Raw genomic sequence first — 18476 nt, 5'->3', positions numbered from 1 at the left:
TTACCCCCTAATTGGACAGTTTTTACCATATCCAAATCCTTTTTTAGAGATAAATAAACCAACCACATCATATGATAATCTTTTTTGGGATAATAGAAAAGAAAATTTATCGATCGATTGAGAGTCCAAAGCATTATTTTTGTTTCCTCCACTGGAAATATTCACAGTTTTTATCTCCTTATATCGTTGGCTGAATGAGCCCTGTCGCATTCATTTACAAATACCCTTCAATCCTTTCATTTTAAGGACCTCCTTCTTTGCATGGAATAAAACACATAACAATGATTTCCACCCGAAACCATTTAACGGTCAGTTGTCAGCGGAACTTGTCCCATGAACCCGTTTCCTATCTATCTTTTCACCAAAAAGCTTCCCACAAAAACAGCACCCAAAAAGGGTGCCGATCTTGTAAAAGTGACCTCTTGTTTCCTTTCGGTTTTGCAAAAATCCCCCTATTTGATCGCAAAAAAGGCTACAATGACGTTTAATGGATCAGAAATGTTCAATCCCCAATGTGCTCCCCACCTTTCAATACGGTCCATGGCGCTTCTCCTCACGATGCTCCGAAACAGTGCGCAACGCTTGTGTAAGAGACATCAAGGCGGGAAGAAGTATGGGCAACATGACAAAGGCCAAGAGGATCAAACCGATGATAACAACGGTAGCAATCTGAACTAGGGTGAGCACACCGGATGGGTAAAGAGAAGCAAAGGTAAGACCAAGGATCAATGCTGCCGAGATGACCACCGATCCAATACTTCTGGCAGAATGAACAAATGCCTTTCCCGGTGGAAAATCCGAATATTCCCGATACCGCATCATCAGAAATATACTATAGTCTACCCCCAATGAAATCACCATGATCATGGAGAAGAAAGGAACCGTCCAAGTGAGACCATCGTAATCCAATAATACAGAAAAAATTTTCTCCGTGGTAACAAGCGCCGTACAATAGGCCAGGACAAGGGAACAGACAATATAGACCGTGTTTCGAAAGGAGCGCAAAATCCACAGAAGAACCATTGAAATACCCAACAACATGAAAATCGCTGTCCGATTAAAATCACCTGTGGAAATGGCATCTAAGTCCCGGTTTTGGGAAGTGATTCCACCGATTCCGTAACGGGTATCACCCAGGTCAAGGTTTCTCAGTTTCCCCTGAAGAATGGAATCCATGTCATCGACTACTTCCATTGCCTGTTTGGAATAAGGGTCACCATGAAGAACCACTTGCCATTTGATAACCTTGCGATCATCTGACATATAACGATCCAGGCTTCTTTGAAATACTTCTTCATTCAACACTTGTTTCGGTACAAAAAACGTTTGCGGAGTTCCTGATAGATCTCCAAGATACGTTTCAGCCTGTTCCAAACCTTGGGTGATATGACCCAGTCCATCCGCACTTCCATATAGCCCTGTTTTTAACCGGGATAACTCTCCCTCTAATCCTCCAACCTCTTTTGTCACCGTTTTCATACCTTTCGAGATCCGTCCCATTCCTTGTTCCATGGCAGACAGACTGTCGGCGATCTGTCGCTGACCCTGGGCGCCTTTTTCCAATCCTTTTCTCAGCTGTGAAGCTCCACGCTTCAATTGCTGGAGACCGCCCAACATCTTTTGGTGACCCACAGATACTTTATTGATTCCCTTATTTGCTTTGTCAAATGTCTCTGTCATCTGCTGATACTGTTCATTCAGTCTGTTCAATCCAACCTTCATTTCACCCAATTGGCTTTTCAAACCGGAATGGGCTCTTTTTAAGGCTTGAAAATGCGGGTCTTGCAGCAATTTCGGATACTTTTGTTCCACCTTCTGCATATGTTGCTGCATTTGGTTGGTAACGGATTGAACTTGATCTGCATTTTTCTCTGCTCTCTGATATTTTTTACCCAATTGTTTGTATCCCTGACTCAATAAGCCGTAACGTTCCGATATCTGTTTTGTGGATCGGGTTAGCTCCTTCATAGCTGATTCCAACTGATTCAGATGGGACTGAATCTGCCGAACACCTTTCACCCCGTTATCCATTCCTTTCTGAATCCCGTTGATCCCTTTTTGAATCCGGACGAGACCCAGCCGAACGGATTCACTCCCCTGAGCCAATTCATCCAGACGGGAACCATCCTGATTCCATCCCATTTCCATTTGATGGGCTGCTTCGTTTAATCCTCCCTTGACCCTCTCGATTCCTTCACCCGTTTCCCCGATCCCCGCTTGGATCTTTTCTGCTTGTTGCTCCATATACAGACCATCCATCATCTTCCCATTGGGACGGGTTGGTCCATAAACCGCTTCCACCCCATCCAACCGGGCCAGAGATTGGGTCACCTGATCCAGCAAAGCCAGGGATTTCTGGGAGTCCAATGGTTGATCACTTTCCAACAGAACGGAAGTCGGCATGGTTTGACCCGGACGAAAGTGATCGGATACGGTTTGAAAACCACGAACGGAGTCATACGAATCATCCACTTCCTCCAGACTGTTATAAGAAAGGTTCCCATGATAAAAGAACAGAATCGGACAGGTGACAAGCCCGACCACCAATAGAGAAATTAGCGGTCTCTTACAGGAATTGGCTGTCAACCACGTCCACAATCGATTTTCAATGTGCCCCTGAAACCGTTTTACCGGCCAAAATACCGAACTTCCCATCAGAGACATAAAGGTGGGAACGATACTGTAAAGGGACAAGAGAAGAAAAAGCACTCCGATCGCCACTGCCATCCCCGCCTGGTAGATGGAAAACCGGGCAAAACCGAGACAGGCAAAGCCGATAAAAACAGCCAACCCACTGTAAACCACTGTTTTCCCAGCAGTCCGATATGTTTCCACAATGGCTTCAGCCACTGATTTTCCTCGAACCAATTCCTCTTTGAACCTGGAGAACAATAAAATGTTGTAGTCTGTTCCAATTCCGAACAAAACTAATACTAGGAAAATTTGTGTGAAATTAGCAAAAGGAAAGTTAAAATGCTCCACAAAATGGGTAACCACAGCCAGGGAAATCAAATAGGCTGCTGCCACTGACAACAGTGAAATAAAAGGTGTAAGCGGGGAACGAAATACGAGTAACAAAACGGCAATAATAAAGGCGACAGTAATCCATTCCGTTTTCCGCACTCCATCCAATGTGGTTTGGGCAAAATCCTCATTGATCAACTCCGGTCCCGTAAGATAATTTTTTACCGGTATGGTGTCCATTACCTCATCTAAATGTTTCCGTATTTCCTTTACTGACTGTTCACCGCGCTCCACGGTTAGCGAAACAAGAATGGCTGTTCCGTCCTTGGAAACCATTTGTTCCTGTAATGCTTCTTCATCGAAATGAGTTAAAACTTGGGTGATCCCCAGTTCCTCTTTTTGCTCTTTCAGCACACGTACCCCGTGTTCAATTTCCTGTACCTCTTTTTTCGACAGTTTTTGCTCTTCTCCCGTAAACACAGCCAAAAATGATATCTCATTCTTTTGAACGGAGGGGTCATTCAACTTCTTCTCCAATGTTTCCGCAACTTGGGATGAATAGGATTCCGGAATACCAGGCTGTCCTTTTTCCCGAACCAGTTCTCCCAGATCCGGCATTGTAACAACCGCTAAAATGGATACGGATATCCAAGCAATGATGATCCACCATTTCCATCGAATGATTCGTCTCAGCGTCACTCACCCCTCTCCCGGTTTCTCTACAGAATATGGTGTGAAATCCGCAAGAATACGAATCCTCTACGGAAAATTATGTTACAAAAAAGCCGTCAACCAAAGTGGTTAACGGCTCTTTACTAACAATTGCATCGCTTCTTCCACAAGCTTCTGGGTATCCCCATCCTTCCCTTTCCCTAACTCCTCCCGGATGCAATGTTCCAGGTTGTGACTAACAATAAAGGCAATCGCTCGATCCACAGCGGAACGAACGGCGGATAACTGGGAAACAACATCTTTACAGTTTTTCTCCTCTTCCATCATCCGAAGAACACCACGAACCTGTCCTTCTACACGGCGCAACCGTTTTTTCATATCCTCATTGTAATCCAAGCGCCTCACCTCTTTTCCATGGCACGTTCCAAATATTATACCCCACTAGGTATTAAATGTTCAAGTTTTTTAGGAAATGCGAGCGGGAATCCTCCCCATTTTAATACCCCCTCTCGCAAGTCCAACAACTTTTGGTATCCTCAAAATACGAGCGAAAACTCGTTAAACGCTTTGTACCTTGAAAACCGAATCGTATGGGGTTGTGGTGAGGAAGGAACAGTCACCACGTAAAACGAATCCTGTCATGTGGAAAGATCCACAAAACCATTTTCACCATGTACCGTAGGAACTACGGGAAGTGAAGCTCGCGGAGAGTACCCGCCTGGGCTCGATGAACCGAGAAGCTCTACCACTTTAGTGGAGAGCCGTTCACATGTAAAGAAATCAGGGGTATATTTCTTTCGATTCTGCTTAAGCTAATGAAACCGGTCCCCTCAACCCGGTTGCAGGTAAAAAGGAGGTTTTTTCCGTGGCGGAAGAGAACGATCAAAAGTACCCCAAAACCAATATCTTTGAAAGCGTGCAATTCGCCTATGAACAGAGTGGCGAATTAACGGAATTGCCCCCGGAAAAAACTAACGCTGAACGTAAACGCCAGGTCACAAAGCCAGAAGACGAGTAAAATCTGGCCAAAAAGAACCCCCGTGAATAATAAATTTCACGGGGGTTCTTTTTGGTTTATGTTTCTTCTCCTTCAATCGCTTTTACATATTGTTCGGAGGTCCATAACTCATTTAATGATTGTATGTCTTCCAGTTCAATTTCCATAAACCATCCTTCATGATAGGGATCATCATTTACAATTTCCGGGCTGTCCTCCAATGCCTCATTCACCTGAAGAACTTTACCCGGTACCGGACAAAACAAGTCAGAGACGGCTTTAACCGACTCAACACTCCCTACAACCTCATGCGCTTCAACATTGGAACCCACCTCAGGCAATTCAATGAAGACAATTTCCCCAAGCTGTTCCTGGGCGAAATCACTGATTCCAACCTGTACCCGTTTTCCTTCCAGAACCCTAACCCATTCATGCTCTTTGGTATAATACAGGTCATCCATCACTTGACTCATACCGATTCCTCCTCTTATTTCACTTTACAAGGTTTCATCACTTGATCTTTTACTTTTCTTCCTGTAGGGGTGTCTGCCAATCCACCAAGAGCAGTTTCCCGAAGTGTCCGTGGCATACTTTTACCAATGTCATACATTGCAGCGATTACTTCATCACATGGTATCCGGCTTTCGATTCCCGCCATGGCCATATCACTGGCGGAAAAGGCAATGGATGTACCAATTGCATTTCGCTTGATGCAGGGAACCTCCACAAGGCCTGCTACCGGATCACATACCAACCCCAGCATCGATTTAAGGGCAATGGCTGCAGCATGAACAGCCTGATGAGGTGTCCCTCCCTGTATTTCCACAATCGCAGCAGAAGCCATGGCTACTGCGGAACCTACTTCCGCTTGACAGCCACCAGCCGCTCCTGAAATAAAGGAATTGTTGGCAATGATATATCCAACAGCACTTGCGGTCATCAATCCCATCACTAGTTGATCCATATTGTAATCCGCATTTTTATGCAGAGAAAGGAGGCAGCCGGGAAGAACTCCTGCTGAACCTGCTGTTGGGGTAGCTACAATCACTCCCATTCGGGCGTTGTTTTCTGATGTCGCGCAGGCAAAGCTGATGGCATCTGCGATCACACTTCCAGACAAAGGATTGCCTTTATCCCTGTAATGACTCATTCGATAAGCATCCCCACCGGAGATTCCGCTAGGGGCTGATGACAGGTCAGAGATCCCGCTATTCACAGCCTCTTTCATCACCGTCAACCGTTCCTTCATCATCCGGATCACGGTTTCCTTTGATCTGCCTGACTTTTGCGTTTCCAAATCCAGCATCATCTCTCCAATGCTTTTGCCTGTCTCTCTGCAATATCCCAACAGCTCTTCCATTGACCGAAACTCCATCATTACAAACCCTCCACATTCGTAGCAACGAAAAAAACACTATTTTTTTGAGGTTCAAGACAAGGGGGTGAAGGGGTGATATCCGTTTCCGCATCTCTTTCCTCCAGCAAATAGAAGTGAAAGGATTCCGCTTCACCCCCTCTTATTCCCTTTGTCATCAGTCTCATTTTTTTAAGCGGTATTTTTTTAACTGTTCAAAATCGATACAACCATTCAACAAAATATCCACAGATGAACCATTGATCATGTAAATCTTGGACAATCCCCCACCCAATGACACACCTCCAATACAAAATCGTTCCCCCAGCCTTTCAGCTTGAATCAAAACAGTGTTGGGATGGGGATAATCTGGACACTCCGCTTCCAAATGAAATGCAATGTTTACTCGTTGCTTATTGGCTTCATCCAAAGCATCCCGAATTCGGAGATCATCTGCCTCCATTCCTAGAAGTCCTCCCACAATCGCCTTATCTGTTCCATGCCCTTGATAGGTTTCGGCAAAAGAATCATAAAAAACAACCTCTGCACGATCCGGAATCCCACCCATATAGTCATAAACAAACTTTCCTATAGCAACCACCCCAGCAGTATGGGAACTGGATGGACCCACCATCACCGGACCGATAATATCAAAACAACTGTTGAATTCCATATCGATCTTCCTTTCACTCAATGACGATGGAGTGGATACAATTGACAGGTGTTTTGTATCGTCTGTCTCACCTCTTGGACGACCTCAGGTGCACCTTTACTTTTCAAAACGCGGGCAATCAATCGTCCAATGGTTTCCATGGTTTCCGTATCCATTCCCCGGCTGGTAACTGCCGCTGTTCCGATTCGGATACCACTGGTGACAAAGGGGCTCTCCGGATCATAGGGAATGGTATTTTTATTCACAGTGATTCCGGATGCCTCCAGATAATGCTCCGCTTCCTTACCCGTTAATCCCCAGTTCCGAACATCAACCAGTAACAGATGATTGTCTGTCCCTCCGGATACCAAGCTCGCACCTTCCTCTTTCAGAACATTGGCCAAAGAGGAAGCGTTTTCAACAACCTGGGAAATATAAGCATGGAAATCTTGGGAAAGCGCTTCTTTGAAGGAAACAGCTTTGGCCGCAATGATATGCATTAAGGGGCCCCCTTGAATCCCAGGAAAAATGGCTTTGTTAAATTGCTTTGCGAGCTCTTCATCATTCGTGAGAATCAACCCTCCACGTGGGCCGCGAAGGGTTTTGTGGGTTGTACTGGTCACAACATCCGCATATGGGACAGGAGACGGATGCTGACCTGTAGCGACAAGGCCTGCGATATGAGCCATATCCACCATCAGCCGGGCCCCCACCTGATCTGCAATCTCTTTAAACCTTTTGAAATCGATCACCCGTGGATAGGCGCTTGCCCCAGCTATGATCAATTTGGGCCGTTCTCTTCGAGCAATGGATTCCACCTCATCATAGTCAATCAAGTGAGTATCCTTTCTCACTCCGTAATCCACAACGTAAAACCACTTTCCTGAAATATTGACAGGACTTCCATGAGTGAGGTGGCCTCCATGGGACAAATTCATCCCCATAATCGTATCACCCGGACGTAGAAGTGAATAAAAAACCGCTGTATTCGCTTGAGCACCGGAATGAGGTTGAACATTGGCAAAACGCGCTCCAAATATTTTTTTGGCTCGTTCGATCGCCAAACGTTCCACCTGATCGACGTATTTGCATCCACCGTAATAGCGCTTTCCCGGATACCCTTCCGCATACTTGTTGGTCAACTCCGTGCCCATGGCTTCCAATACATCGTGGCTTACAAAATTTTCTGAAGCAATTAATTCCAATGTTTCACGTTGCCGTTTTTTCTCCAGCTCAATGGCTTCAAATATTTCTGAATCGTGATTCATCAAACTCATTTCCCCATCCTCCCTTTTTTCTCCCATTAATCGGTTGCAACACAAAAAGACAGAAGAAACGTAAGTATGATCCACTTACCCTTCCTCTGTCTTTTTACCTGAGAGTTTAACCCTGTTTTCAGGGTGTTCCCCATGGGTGGCCCGAAGCTCTTTCCAGAGGTGCGTCCTATGGTGGTCTGTTTGCCTGAGAGATTCTTTCCCAAGGGCTTTTTGGGATGTTGCTCCTTCGGCGCCGGAAATTATCCGATCTCTCCCACCACAGTCATTCGCACAATATCCTGTTGTAATAAAGAACATACCATATTTCCCATTTCAAATTCAATTATTATTTTTGAAAATTGTTAATGGAAATTAATTCCTATTTTTGTTCGCCTTTTTCAGCCCTTGAATTCCATTTGCTCCATGGGACATGTTATACTGTGTTGACCCATTTTTTTTCCCTGACTCGAACAATTCATTCATGCGCATATATTTAAGAGTGCACATGTTCTAGGAAATGAGGTGAGATCATGAACAAGGGACCACGAGTGGTATTGGGAATGTCCGGCGGTGTTGACTCCTCTGTAGCGGCTCTCTTGTTGAAAGAACAGGGGTATAATGTCATCGGTCTGTTTATGAAAAACTGGGATGATACAGATGAGCTGGGATACTGTACAGCAACAGAGGATTTTGAAGATGTCCGGCGGGTGGCGCGACATCTTGACATCCCCTATTACTCTGTCAACTTTGAAGAAGAATATCGGGATAAGGTCTTTGAATATTTTTTGGAAGAATATCGAAACGGGCGAACGCCCAATCCGGATGTAATGTGCAACAAAGAGATCAAATTTGGCGAGTTTATGAACAAGGCTCTGCAATTGGGTGCCGACTATATCGCGACTGGACATTATGCTCAACTCGAAAACAATGACGGGATATTTCATCTGTTGCGAGGGGCAGATCCCAATAAAGATCAGACGTACTTTTTGTACACGCTGGGTCAGGAACAATTATCCAAAACGCTTTTCCCCATCGGTCACCTCAACAAAAAAGAACTTCGCAAAATAGCTGAAGAGGCAAAGCTTCCCACAGCCAACAAGAAAGACAGTACGGGAATCTGTTTTATTGGAGAACGTGACTTCAAGGAATTCCTTAGCCAATACCTTCCAGCACAACCTGGAGAGATTCAAACGTTGTCCGGCGAAGTAAAAGGTCGACACGATGGACTGATGTATTATACCCTTGGCCAACGTCAGGGATTGGGAATTGGAGGAGGCGGAACCGGGGAACCCTGGTTTGTTGTCGGAAAGGATTTAGAGAATAATGTACTTCTCGTCGAACAGGGACATGACCATCCATCGCTCTTCTCCAACGGCCTTCTTGCAGGAAATATTCATTGGGTAGATCGAAAAGAGCGGACTCAACCTTTCCATTGCACAGCCAAGTTTCGTTATCGGCAAAAAGATCAGGGAGTCACTGTAGAACCGCTGAAAGACGGAACCGTTCAGGTTCGGTTTGATCATGCCCAGCGAGCGGTAACCCCTGGTCAATCCGTTGTCTTTTATGATGGAAACGAATGTCTGGGTGGCGGAATCATTGAGTCTACATTTCAAGACTGATTATCGTTTCCAACTGATTCAATCCTTAACGTCACAGACGTTAAGGATTTTTCTTTATAAGCAGAACGAATCGATTTCGGTGAGAATCATTGGAAAAGTTATAATGAGGTTAAAGGAACCACTGCAACGGAAAGGAGGATTAGCATGCATCAGATCATGATTGTGGAAGATGACCCAAAAATCGCTATGCTGCTGGAACAGTATATTGCAAAATATGGATATCAAACCGCACGGACAGAAGATTTTAGCCAAGTACTGGAGGATTTCAAACGATGGCATCCTGACCTGGTTCTGTTGGATGTCAATTTGCCAAAGTTTGATGGATTCTATTGGTGTCGACAGATTCGTTTGATCTCCCATTGCCCGATTCTGTTTATTTCTGCTCGCGGGAGCAAAATGGATCAGGTGATGGCTTTGGAAAACGGAGCCGACGATTATATTCCCAAACCCTTTGATGCAGATATTGTCATCGCCAAAATTCGAAGCCAACTGCGACGAGCCTATGGTTCCTATGCACCCAAAATGGAGGAACGGATACTCACTTATCAAGATCTTACCCTGTATCCGGAGCGAATGGAATTAGTAAGGCACGACCAGTCGGTGGATCTGACCAAAAAAGAAGCATTGTTGATGGAAGCCTTACTAAAGCGACCCATGCGGGTCGTCAACCGCGGTCAACTGTTGGAGAAACTGTGGGACGATCAGGATTTTGTGGATGATAACACGTTAAATGTATATGTGGCACGCGTTCGAAAAAAACTGAACGAACTGGGGCTGAACGGGGTTTTGGAGACTGTGAGAGGGGCCGGTTACCGCCTCCGTTTGGAGGAGGAGGAAGAATGAAACTCTTTCTGCGCGATCAGATCCCGTTGATCGGATTTTCTCTCGCTCAGTTGGCTACTGTGGGCATCGTCCTTCGATTCGCTGGACTTCAATCTCTAACAGACCTCCTGTACATTCTGCTGCTGAGCCTGGCCTTTCTTGGAGCGTACATGGCAGTACGCTATCTATCTCATCATGATTTTTATCATCGATTATCCCATATGCCCACCGCCCTGGATGAAACACTGCGCCAGGGGGATTCCACACCCCTAGGCACGGCATTGGATGATCTGTTGGAACGCCAATACCGCTTATATCAAGAAACGATTCATACATATGAACGAAAACAGCGGGATCATGTTACCTTTATTACGCAATGGGTACATCAGATGAAAACCCCTTTATCTGTGATTCACCTTACATTGCAAAATGAAGAAAGTGAGTGGGCATCCAGTCTGCGGGAAGAAGCCGACCGAATTCAACGGGGATTGGATATGGTGTTATACACGGCTCGATTGGATGTATTTGAACGGGATTTTCGTGTGGAAACCATTCATCTGCGGGAATTGGTCCATGATGTCATCCAGGAGGAAAAACGACTGTTCATCCAAAACCGTGTCTATCCCAAATTGGCTGTAGATAAAGAACTGAGAGTTGAAACGGATGCCAAGTGGTTGGCTTTTGTTCTCAAACAACTGATCAGTAATGCTGTCAAATACTCTGCCGGTTCGGGAAAGAACGTAACCATAAAATCCTATATGCGTGGCTCACATGCGGTATTGGAGATCACAGATCAGGGAATCGGAATTCCCGAAGCAGATCAACGGCGGGTATTTGATCCCTATTATACAGGAGAACACGGTCGGCAATACCGAGAATCGACCGGAATGGGACTTTATTTGGTCCGGGAGGTCTGTAATCGGCTCAATCACGGAGTGGAACTGGATTCCAAGCCCGGTCTAGGAACATCAGTGCGGATTGTTTTTATCAGTGCCCGTACCAACCTTACACAAAATTAAGGTTGAAGTAAGGAACTTCGATGGTTTCACCCATCGTTCGCCCCTACAATGGAGATCAGAAAGCGTAATAAAACACAAGGAGGAAAAAGGACATGTTAACGGTATCCAAACTGAGTAAAACCTATGGGGGCAAAGTTCCGTACCAGGCCTTGACCGACATCGATTTAAGCATTCGCACTGGTGAGTTTGTCGGAATTATGGGACCCTCCGGAAGCGGAAAAACCACCCTGTTAAATCTGGTGGCCACCATTGATACGCCCACATCCGGAGAGGTTCTTTTAAATGGAGAAAACCCGCATCATCTAAAACGGTCAAAATTGGCTCTGTTTCGCAGACGACACCTGGGATTTGTCTTTCAGGACTTTAACCTGTTGAACACGTTGACCATCAAAGAAAACATTGTCCTTCCATTAACCCTGGACAAAAAACCACTGGGTGAGATGGAGCAGAAAGTCATGCATGTAGCCAAGAAGCTGGACATCGTCAAAATTCTTGACAAACGCACCTATGAAGTCTCCGGTGGCCAAATGCAGCGAGCTGCCATCGCACGGGCAATCATTCATCAACCTTCTCTGTTGCTGGCTGACGAGCCTACCGGAAACCTGGACTCCAAATCCTCCCGCGATGTCATGGAGACAATGGAAACCATTAATACAAAAGATGGGACAACCATGATGATGGTCACCCATGATCCCCAGGCGGCCAGCTATTGTCACCGTGTGCTCTTTATTAAAGACGGGCAACTCTACAATGAAATCCATCGGGGGGAAAACCGGCAGACGTTCTTCCAGCAAATCGTTGACGTGCTGTCGCTGTTGGGAGGAAATGACCATGACCTTTCGTCAGCTGGCATTTAACAACGTCCGGCGCAACTTTCGCAACTACTTGGCCTACATCTTGAGCAGTTCCTTTGCCGTCATGATTTTCTTTATTTATGCGGTGTTTATTTTTCACCCGGAGATGACTCAAGGAGAATTGGGCAAGACGGTTGTCCAAGGTATGAAAGCGGCCGAGTATATCATTTTTGGTTTCTCGTTTTTCTTTCTCATCTACTCGGTTAATGCCTTTCTCAAAGTACGAAACAAAGAGTTTGGGATCTTGAGCATACATGGAATGTCTCGTGGCCAACTAAATCGATTGATCTTATTGGAAAATCTCTTCATCGGAAGCATTTCCATCATTGGGGGTATTGGAGCGGGTCTTTTGTTTGCCAAGGCGTTCCTGATGGTCGGTGCCAATATATTGGATATTGAGACCCTGCCTTTTTACTTCCCAGCCAAAGCCTTGGTACTAACGATTGGTTCATTCTTTGCTTTGTTTCTCATGATCTCCCTGCTAACGTTGTTATTGATCCGTTCCAACCGAATAATTGAACTGTTGAAAGGAAACCAAAAACCAAGAAAAGAACCAAAGGCAAATCTATGGCTGGCGTTGCTGGGTGGAGGAAGCCTTACCGCCGGTTATTATCTGACGGTTTATATATGGGACCATCCATCATTAATCAAAGGATATCTCTTTCCTGTCGCCGGACTAGTCACCATCGGTACGTACTTTTTGTTTACCCAACTCAGCGTAATCATCATTCGCTTTCTGCGAAAACGTCGTTCTCTTTATTGGTCGGGTACCCGCATCCTGTGGTTGTCTGATCTAACTTACCGGATGAAAGATAATGCCCGCATGTTCTTCCTCGTAACCATTGTTTCCACTGTTGCATTTTCAGCAACCGGAGTTTTACTAGGGTACATGCAGATGTTGGATGAGATGAAAAACCAGAGTCCCTATCAGGTTGATTATTTTCCCTTTCCGGACCAAGAGGACAAAGAGATAAAGACTCAGATTTCTCTCATTGAAAACGAATTACAAAAGGCGGATGTCTCCTACCAAAAAGTTGCAATAAAGGAGCTTGTTTTCTACAACAAAAAGCAAGTGTATCAATTAATCAAACGCTCGGATTACAACCAGGCAGCCAAGGTTTTGAAAATCAAACCACTTCCCACCCTTAAGAAGGATGAAGCGGTCTGGGTGGTTCCAAGCAATGGACTTCTTACACGAGAAGAGGATCAACCCAAAACAATCCAAGTCAATGGAACATCTTTGTCCATTCAAAAGAAAAACGTCCCTTCGGTACTGTCCAGCTATTCATTACCCTTGGTCGTATCCGATACCACCTATGGCAAACTGCAACAGACGATAAAGGAAAAACCCACACTCCACATCGGCTACTTTATTCCGGAATGGAAACGTAATTTTCCCGACCCTGTAGCTGTGAAAATGGGAACCGTGCTGGAAAATAAGCTGGATATGCCGATGGGTTCCATCTTTAATGTTGGTGCAGCCTTCTATGTAGAAATGAAACAGGGATTAAGCGCTACTCTGTTTGTCGGTTTATTTATCGCCGTTATCTTCTTTATCTGTGCTGGCAGTTTTCTCTACTTTCGACTGTTTGCCGATCAGGAACGGGATCAACAGCATTATCGTGCCATTTCCCGAATCGGCCTGACCGAAAGGGAGATGAAGCGGAGTGTCACGATACAGATAGCCCTGCTATTCTTTCTCCCTTTCTTGGTAGCGGTCATCCATACCAGCATGGCTTTGCCCTGTTTATTCAATGTTTTCTCTGCATCCGTGCTAAAAATCACCTTTTGGACCATCATTCCGTTTTTCATTCTGCAACTGGTGTATTTCTTGGTGGTGCGTGCCCGTTATATCCGGAATCTAAAACGAGCAATGGTTTCCTGATCATAAAGATCAAGACAAATGACCCCTATCCATTGGGGTCCTTTCTTTTATATCAAAATTTGTCACAATATATGGTAATATTTAGATATTTGGAATAAAATAGGTTTGGAAAGGAGGTTTCAATTTGCGCAATCAATATGATCTTCAGCCAAAGGAGGAGCAGCCAAAACAAGCGAAACACAGGACACGTTCAAGAAAAAAACGTCCCCTTCAGATACTGCGAAAGGTTGCCTCCATCCTGTTTCTAGCCCTGGTTACCTTCCTATGTGGATGGATGATTGGATTTCTGTTTGACCACTCCACAAATCAGTCATCCAGTTCAACAAAGCAAGGTAAAGAGTATATGGCTACTGAAGAGCAGGAACCACAGGAAGAGGACAATACTCCACCCGATTGGTGGGACTTCCATGATCCTCCCGCTCAATCTGATAAAACCCCTAATCGTAAAAAGAAAAATAAACAGACTCCCACATGGGAACCATCAACCGTCCCCAGTCGAACCATTCTTCACAACAACTGGAGAAACCCAGATCTGACCCATAAGCCATCAAAAAACAGAAACAGAGAGTACCCTTCCCAATCGGATATCCAGCTTGAGCCTCCCTCTCTACGCCCTAACGATTCCCCACACCGTCGGGAAATGCAGGTTTCTGTCCGTCTTCCCTACTGGGAAATGCAAACGGCGATACATCAATTAAATAAAGAAGGGGAGCAGATGGATGAAGTCAACTTTCCCTGGTATGATCTGCAACCAGACGGAAAGTTGGAAGTTCGCCCCGTTTCAAAAAAAGCGAAACAACGAGTACGATCCATTGTAACCAAATATAATATGCGGATCATTCCTGTAATCGGAAGCCAATACTCCCCATCGTTACTGCATGATGTTTTAACAGCACCTGAAAAACGAAGGCTATTGACAAACGAAATATTAAAGTTAACAGAAGAACAGGGATATCATGGCGTGGAAATACAGTTTCAGCCTGTTCTTCAAAAAGATCAGGAACGATTCACCGATTGGATGAAAACGTTATCCAAAAAATTGCACCAAAAGAACCGGTGGTTAAGTGTAGCTGTTTATCCCAAAACCTCCTCGTCCGGTGAGGCTCCTCTTCAAGATGCGCAGAACTGGGCACGGCTCGGACAGGCAGCAGATACTGTTAAAATTATGGCCTATCACTACAGCTGGGAGAAGCCGGGTCCCTCTGCCCCACTTTCATGGCTGGAAAAAATATTGACCTATGCACAAAAAGAAATTTCGCCTGAGAAGATCTATCTCAGCATCCCAACTCATGGTTATCTCTGGTCGGATGTGAATCAATTGGCCCCATTAACCTACGAAGAAGCTCAAACGCTGATTCAACAACGCGAAGTACGAGTTCATCGAGACAAGAATGGAGAAGCTTGGTTTCGTTATCAACGAGGAGAACGGGCTCGAACCGCCTATTATCAGGATGCTTTCAGTTATCGTCAAAAAATTCGATTCTTAATGAAACAATATCCCGATTTAGGAGGGATTGCCCATTGGTATCTGGGAGCAGAAGATCCAAATATCTGGGCCGTCCTGAAAAAGGAGAATTAAAAAACACCAGCATTGGCTGGTGTTTTTTGGCGTGCCCTGGAAGATTCGAACTCCCGACCTTCTGATCCGTAGTCAGACGCTCTGTCCAGCTGAGCTAAGGGCACATATTTTGGTGCGGACGAGAGGACTTGAACCTCCACAGTCACAATGACCACTAGATCCTGAATCTAGCGCGTCTGCCGATTCCGCCACGTCCGCAGAATCAGATATCATTATACATATTATCAAACAGTAAGTCAAGATCTATTCCTGTTAAGGAAAACTGGAGCGGAAGGAAGGACTCGAACCCACGCTTCCATCTGGGTAAGATGGCGCTCTACCCCTGAGCTACTTCCGCATATCTGGCGTGCCCTGGAAGATTCGAACTCCCGACCTTCTGATCCGTAGTCAGACGCTCTGTCCAGCTGAGCTAAGGGCACATATCTGGTGCGGACGAGAGGACTTGAACCTCCACGGTCACAATGACCACTAGATCCTGAATCTAGCGCGTCTGCCGATTCCGCCACGTCCGCAAAATCAAAAAGGGTGTTTGGAGGCGGCACCCGGATTCGAACCGGGGATAAAGGATTTGCAGTCCTCTGCCTTACCACTTGGCTATGCCGCCATAGGATGAATGAAACAAATATCAAAAACAAACAATATATACATCAGCAGAAGGGAGTGTTCCTCAATGATCCAATTAGATTCACAATTGGAAGACCTAGAAGGAAAATTTATGGATCTGGAACATCTGTTTAACCAAGAAGGCTTCTTCCTCGGAGGCGGTTATGAATATGATCATGGCTATTATGACAAAGCACTGGATTGGGAAGAAAACAAAGAACATCGAGCCTATCTCCGAATCCCGGTTACCGCCATGGAAGGAAGTATCGGTGACCGATCAGCAAGGCTACGAATTGGTAAACCTTTTGTACTGAAGCATGAATATCAAACCGGTATGGATGATTACGCCAACGCAGGTTTGGTATCCGCTACCTTTGACCAGTTTGCTGAACCCGCCAACAAAGATGCTGATGTAGAATTGAAATGGGTGAAACGGGCGCAGGCTGAACTGTCTCAGCTGGAACACCGTTTCAACAAAAGTGGCAGGGGCGGCAGGAATCGAACCCGCATTTGAGGTTTTGGAGACCTCTGTTCTGCCATTGAACTACGCCCCTATAACCTCTATGGTGCCGGCGAGAGGACTTGAACCCCCAACCTACTGATTACAAGTCAGCCGCTCTACCAGTTGAGCTACACCGGCAAGAAGGAATGGTGGTTCGGGACGGAATCGAACCGCCGACACGAGGATTTTCAGTCCTCTGCTCTACCGACTGAGCTACCGAACCAAAGCATATACCATCATATCATAAAACCATGCTATTGTCAATGATTTTATTGATAATGGCGGAGAGGGAGGGATTCGAACCCTCGAGACGGTGATAGCCGCCTACACGATTTCCAATCGTGCTCCTTCGGCCTCTCGGACACCTCTCCGCGTTAAATTATGATGCTTCTCTTGAAGCGGACAATCATTATTATATGATGGCTAAACGATTATGTCAAGATCTTTTTTTATCTTTTATAATGCAGGGTTGTCCATGGGAATATCAAGGGGTAATATACCTATTAGGGTATATCGTCACCGATTTTAGTCTTTATTCGTCTATATTTTGATGGAGTTGGATGAGGGGGTCCCCGTTACGGCATGACTCTGGAGGAGTCATCTCAACAAGAAGACACCATCATTCCATACTGGATCTCTCAATTTTTAATTACTGAGCGTGATCAAGCAGCATTGGATGGTGCACAGGTTGTTCGAGGAAACCGATTTCAAATTCATCCACCTGATCACCTATCCTCAGGTAATTGTTTAACATACTTATCTCCCACTTTTGCTAACACTAAGAAGCCGGAGTTTCTTACCATCAAAAAACTCTCACGCATCGAAGGGTTTGCCTTCCATACTCGATGGGAGGTCGGATCATCACCTCATACAAGATCAGGTGAATGAAGGCAACACCCCTTCCAAACAATGATCAGACTTGTGAGAAAGGTAAACACCCCTCTCGCAAGTCTGACGCGCCATTCATCTCACCGAGAAGCGGGAGACTTCTTGCACAGGGGTATGTTAAAGAATCCCCAAATCATGAGCAGATGTATCAGAAGTGGGACTTTAACGAAGCACATTTGACCACTCCCCATGCCTAAACGCAGGGGATTCCTGCGAACACCAGTCCAACGACCCGTTATCTTAGCAGGCTCTACCCGTGGGCCCCAGGTGTAAACAAAGAATGCTCTGCTATGCTCTCCTACTTTAGCTTGGTTTTTGCAACTTCGAAGAGCCGGATGGTTGAAGATTTTACACGACAGACCGATTTCCTGTAGCAACCCTATATCTTCAGTTTTCAACGAGCTAATGTGATTTTACCAAAAATAGTCAATTCGACAGGGGTAATAAGCACCCCTCCCTCGTCTGACGCTCTCGATCATCCCCATATCTAAAGACAGGGGGTTTCTCGCTCACAAAGATATAAAAGTGGCTCAAATGCCTGAGAAGATCATCCAGGTTCCCATTTTATACCCAACCGCTGTGGTTTCAAAAACCAAGTAAAGGGAGAATGGACATATGTAATGAGCACGATGATTAATCATAACTTAAGTGTCGCTCAAAGCATTGTGCAACCTTAAACAACGCAAAACAGCCACCCGGAATGGGTGGCTGTTGAATTGCCTGGCAACGTCCTACTCTCCCAGGGGCCTGCGCCCCAAGTACCATCGGCGCTGGAGGGCTTAACTTCCGTGTTCGGGATGGGAACGGGTG

The 18476-nt window shown here is 45.5% G+C and carries 16 protein-coding genes, 10 tRNA genes, 1 rRNA gene and 2 riboswitches; of the genes, 9 read left to right on the top strand and 18 right to left on the bottom strand.

All coding sequences use genetic code 11. From position 1 onward, the window contains the following. From FN782_RS16935 to FN782_RS13395, 3 genes are all read right to left on the bottom strand, one after another. On the bottom strand, positions 1–165 hold the full coding sequence (locus FN782_RS16935; RefSeq protein WP_185956305.1) for a hypothetical protein: 165 nt from the start codon (positions 163–165) through the stop codon (positions 1–3). A gap of 363 nt (positions 166–528) precedes the next feature. Further along, a complete protein-coding gene (locus FN782_RS13400) occupies positions 529–3663 on the bottom strand; it encodes an MMPL family transporter (protein ID WP_142506316.1) in 3135 nt (1044 codons plus the stop codon). Between the two features lie 102 nt (positions 3664–3765). After that, positions 3766–4032: a metal-sensitive transcriptional regulator gene (locus FN782_RS13395; RefSeq protein ID WP_185956304.1), complete on the bottom strand. Its 267-nt coding sequence runs from the start codon at positions 4030–4032 to the stop codon at positions 3766–3768. 469 nt (positions 4033–4501) lie between these two features. Here FN782_RS13395 and FN782_RS16930 point away from each other — a divergent pair, with 469 nt between their 5' ends. Next, positions 4502–4654, top strand: coding sequence for a hypothetical protein (locus FN782_RS16930; protein ID WP_185956303.1), 153 nt, complete (start codon positions 4502–4504; stop codon positions 4652–4654). A 56-nt stretch (positions 4655–4710) separates the two neighbouring features. Here FN782_RS16930 and gcvH read toward each other — a convergent pair whose 3' ends face one another. The 4 genes from gcvH to glyA form a co-directional block, all read right to left on the bottom strand. Continuing rightward, positions 4711–5106: a glycine cleavage system protein GcvH gene (gcvH, locus tag FN782_RS13390; RefSeq protein WP_142506315.1), complete on the bottom strand. Its 396-nt coding sequence runs from the start codon at positions 5104–5106 to the stop codon at positions 4711–4713. Between the two features lie 14 nt (positions 5107–5120). Continuing rightward, positions 5121–6008 carry an L-serine ammonia-lyase, iron-sulfur-dependent, subunit alpha gene (gene sdaAA, locus FN782_RS13385; protein WP_142506397.1) on the bottom strand — a complete coding sequence of 296 codons (888 nt, stop codon included), beginning with the start codon at positions 6006–6008 and terminating at the stop codon, positions 5121–5123. Positions 6009–6171: 163 nt separating this feature from the next. Next, positions 6172–6660, bottom strand: a complete 489-nt coding sequence (locus FN782_RS13380) for a serine dehydratase beta chain (protein ID WP_142506314.1) — start codon at positions 6658–6660, stop codon at positions 6172–6174. A gap of 17 nt (positions 6661–6677) precedes the next feature. Next, positions 6678–7916 (bottom strand): serine hydroxymethyltransferase, encoded by a 1239-nt coding sequence (gene glyA / locus FN782_RS13375; RefSeq protein ID WP_425462716.1) that lies wholly within the window; start codon positions 7914–7916, stop codon positions 6678–6680. 83 nt (positions 7917–7999) lie between these two features. After that, a riboswitch (glycine riboswitch) is annotated at positions 8000–8076 on the bottom strand. 2 nt (positions 8077–8078) lie between these two features. Further along, positions 8079–8182: riboswitch (glycine riboswitch) on the bottom strand. 243 nt (positions 8183–8425) lie between these two features. Between glyA and mnmA the strand changes: the two genes are divergently transcribed. The 6 genes from mnmA to FN782_RS13345 all read left to right on the top strand — a co-directional run bounded on the left by mnmA (position 8426) and on the right by FN782_RS13345 (position 15673). Next, complete coding sequence (gene mnmA, locus FN782_RS13370) at positions 8426–9514, top strand: tRNA 2-thiouridine(34) synthase MnmA (RefSeq protein WP_142506313.1); 1089 nt, start codon at positions 8426–8428, stop codon at positions 9512–9514. Positions 9515–9658: 144 nt separating this feature from the next. After that, on the top strand, positions 9659–10357 hold the full coding sequence (locus tag FN782_RS13365; RefSeq protein ID WP_142506312.1) for a response regulator transcription factor: 699 nt from the start codon (positions 9659–9661) through the stop codon (positions 10355–10357). Next, entirely contained in the window at positions 10354–11355 is a 1002-nt protein-coding gene (locus FN782_RS13360) for a sensor histidine kinase (protein ID WP_142506311.1), read from the top strand. Before FN782_RS13365 ends, FN782_RS13360 begins: the two co-directional genes overlap by 4 nt. A gap of 92 nt (positions 11356–11447) precedes the next feature. Further along, positions 11448–12212, top strand: coding sequence for an ABC transporter ATP-binding protein (locus FN782_RS13355; protein ID WP_142506310.1), 765 nt, complete (start codon positions 11448–11450; stop codon positions 12210–12212). Then, positions 12187–14094, top strand: a complete 1908-nt coding sequence (locus FN782_RS13350; RefSeq protein WP_185956302.1) for an FtsX-like permease family protein — start codon at positions 12187–12189, stop codon at positions 14092–14094. Before FN782_RS13355 ends, FN782_RS13350 begins: the two co-directional genes overlap by 26 nt. A 124-nt stretch (positions 14095–14218) precedes the next feature. Continuing rightward, positions 14219–15673, top strand: coding sequence for a glycosyl hydrolase family 18 protein (locus FN782_RS13345; RefSeq protein ID WP_142506308.1), 1455 nt, complete (start codon positions 14219–14221; stop codon positions 15671–15673). Between the two features lie 27 nt (positions 15674–15700). Here FN782_RS13345 and FN782_RS13340 read toward each other — a convergent pair. The 6 genes from FN782_RS13340 to FN782_RS13315 all read right to left on the bottom strand — a co-directional run bounded on the left by FN782_RS13340 (position 15701) and on the right by FN782_RS13315 (position 16277). Next, positions 15701–15777 (bottom strand) — tRNA-Arg (locus FN782_RS13340). 6 nt (positions 15778–15783) lie between these two features. Further along, a tRNA-Leu gene (locus FN782_RS13335) sits at positions 15784–15871 on the bottom strand. Between the two features lie 65 nt (positions 15872–15936). Continuing rightward, positions 15937–16010: transfer RNA gene (locus FN782_RS13330), tRNA-Gly, on the bottom strand. Between the two features lie 5 nt (positions 16011–16015). Beyond that, positions 16016–16092: transfer RNA gene (locus FN782_RS13325), tRNA-Arg, on the bottom strand. Positions 16093–16097: 5 nt separating this feature from the next. Continuing rightward, positions 16098–16185: transfer RNA gene (locus FN782_RS13320), tRNA-Leu, on the bottom strand. An 18-nt stretch (positions 16186–16203) separates the two neighbouring features. After that, positions 16204–16277: transfer RNA gene (locus tag FN782_RS13315), tRNA-Cys, on the bottom strand. A 66-nt stretch (positions 16278–16343) separates the two neighbouring features. On the opposite strand from FN782_RS13315, the gene FN782_RS13310 reads away from it, so the two are divergent. Beyond that, positions 16344–16790, top strand: coding sequence for a YugN family protein (locus tag FN782_RS13310; RefSeq protein ID WP_185956301.1), 447 nt, complete (start codon positions 16344–16346; stop codon positions 16788–16790). On the opposite strand, the gene FN782_RS13305 is transcribed toward FN782_RS13310, so the two are convergent. From FN782_RS13305 to FN782_RS13290, 4 genes are all read right to left on the bottom strand, one after another. Continuing rightward, a tRNA-Trp gene (locus FN782_RS13305) sits at positions 16757–16830 on the bottom strand. The two genes, FN782_RS13310 and FN782_RS13305, sit on opposite strands and share 34 nt — an antisense overlap. A 10-nt stretch (positions 16831–16840) precedes the next feature. Next, a tRNA-Thr gene (locus FN782_RS13300) sits at positions 16841–16916 on the bottom strand. Positions 16917–16925: 9 nt separating this feature from the next. Next, positions 16926–17001, bottom strand: a tRNA-Phe gene (locus tag FN782_RS13295). 56 nt (positions 17002–17057) lie between these two features. Further along, positions 17058–17149, bottom strand: a tRNA-Ser gene (locus tag FN782_RS13290). A gap of 211 nt (positions 17150–17360) precedes the next feature. On the opposite strand from FN782_RS13290, the gene FN782_RS13285 reads away from it, so the two are divergent. Then, positions 17361–17666 carry a hypothetical protein gene (locus tag FN782_RS13285; protein WP_142506306.1) on the top strand — a complete coding sequence of 102 codons (306 nt, stop codon included), beginning with the start codon at positions 17361–17363 and terminating at the stop codon, positions 17664–17666. A gap of 718 nt (positions 17667–18384) precedes the next feature. Here the strand turns inward: FN782_RS13285 and rrf are convergent. Further along, positions 18385–18476, bottom strand: a 5S ribosomal RNA gene (gene rrf / locus FN782_RS13280); the annotation flags it as partial.

Origin of the sequence: Melghirimyces algeriensis (assembly GCF_900182565.1) — a bacterium.
Taxonomy (GTDB): domain Bacteria; phylum Bacillota; class Bacilli; order Thermoactinomycetales; family DSM-45169; genus Melghirimyces; species Melghirimyces algeriensis.
The sequence above is the reverse complement of the archived record's forward strand: the minus strand, read 5'-3'. Positions and strand labels throughout refer to the sequence as shown.

Coding starts and splice junctions, on each gene's coding strand:
- gcvH (WP_142506315.1), bottom strand. CDS start 5,106: ATGAGTCAAGTGATGGATGACCTGTATTATACCAAAGAGCATGAATGG.
- sdaAA (WP_142506397.1), bottom strand. CDS start 6,008: ATGGAGTTTCGGTCAATGGAAGAGCTGTTGGGATATTGCAGAGAGACA.
- FN782_RS13380 (WP_142506314.1), bottom strand. CDS start 6,660: ATGGAATTCAACAGTTGTTTTGATATTATCGGTCCGGTGATGGTGGGT.
- glyA (WP_425462716.1), bottom strand. CDS start 7,916: ATGAGTTTGATGAATCACGATTCAGAAATATTTGAAGCCATTGAGCTG.
- mnmA (WP_142506313.1), top strand. CDS start 8,426: ATGAACAAGGGACCACGAGTGGTATTGGGAATGTCCGGCGGTGTTGAC.
- FN782_RS13365 (WP_142506312.1), top strand. CDS start 9,659: ATGCATCAGATCATGATTGTGGAAGATGACCCAAAAATCGCTATGCTG.
- FN782_RS13360 (WP_142506311.1), top strand. CDS start 10,354: ATGAAACTCTTTCTGCGCGATCAGATCCCGTTGATCGGATTTTCTCTC.
- FN782_RS13355 (WP_142506310.1), top strand. CDS start 11,448: ATGTTAACGGTATCCAAACTGAGTAAAACCTATGGGGGCAAAGTTCCG.
- FN782_RS13350 (WP_185956302.1), top strand. CDS start 12,187: ATGACCTTTCGTCAGCTGGCATTTAACAACGTCCGGCGCAACTTTCGC.
- FN782_RS13310 (WP_185956301.1), top strand. CDS start 16,344: ATGATCCAATTAGATTCACAATTGGAAGACCTAGAAGGAAAATTTATG.
- FN782_RS13285 (WP_142506306.1), top strand. CDS start 17,361: ATGACTCTGGAGGAGTCATCTCAACAAGAAGACACCATCATTCCATAC.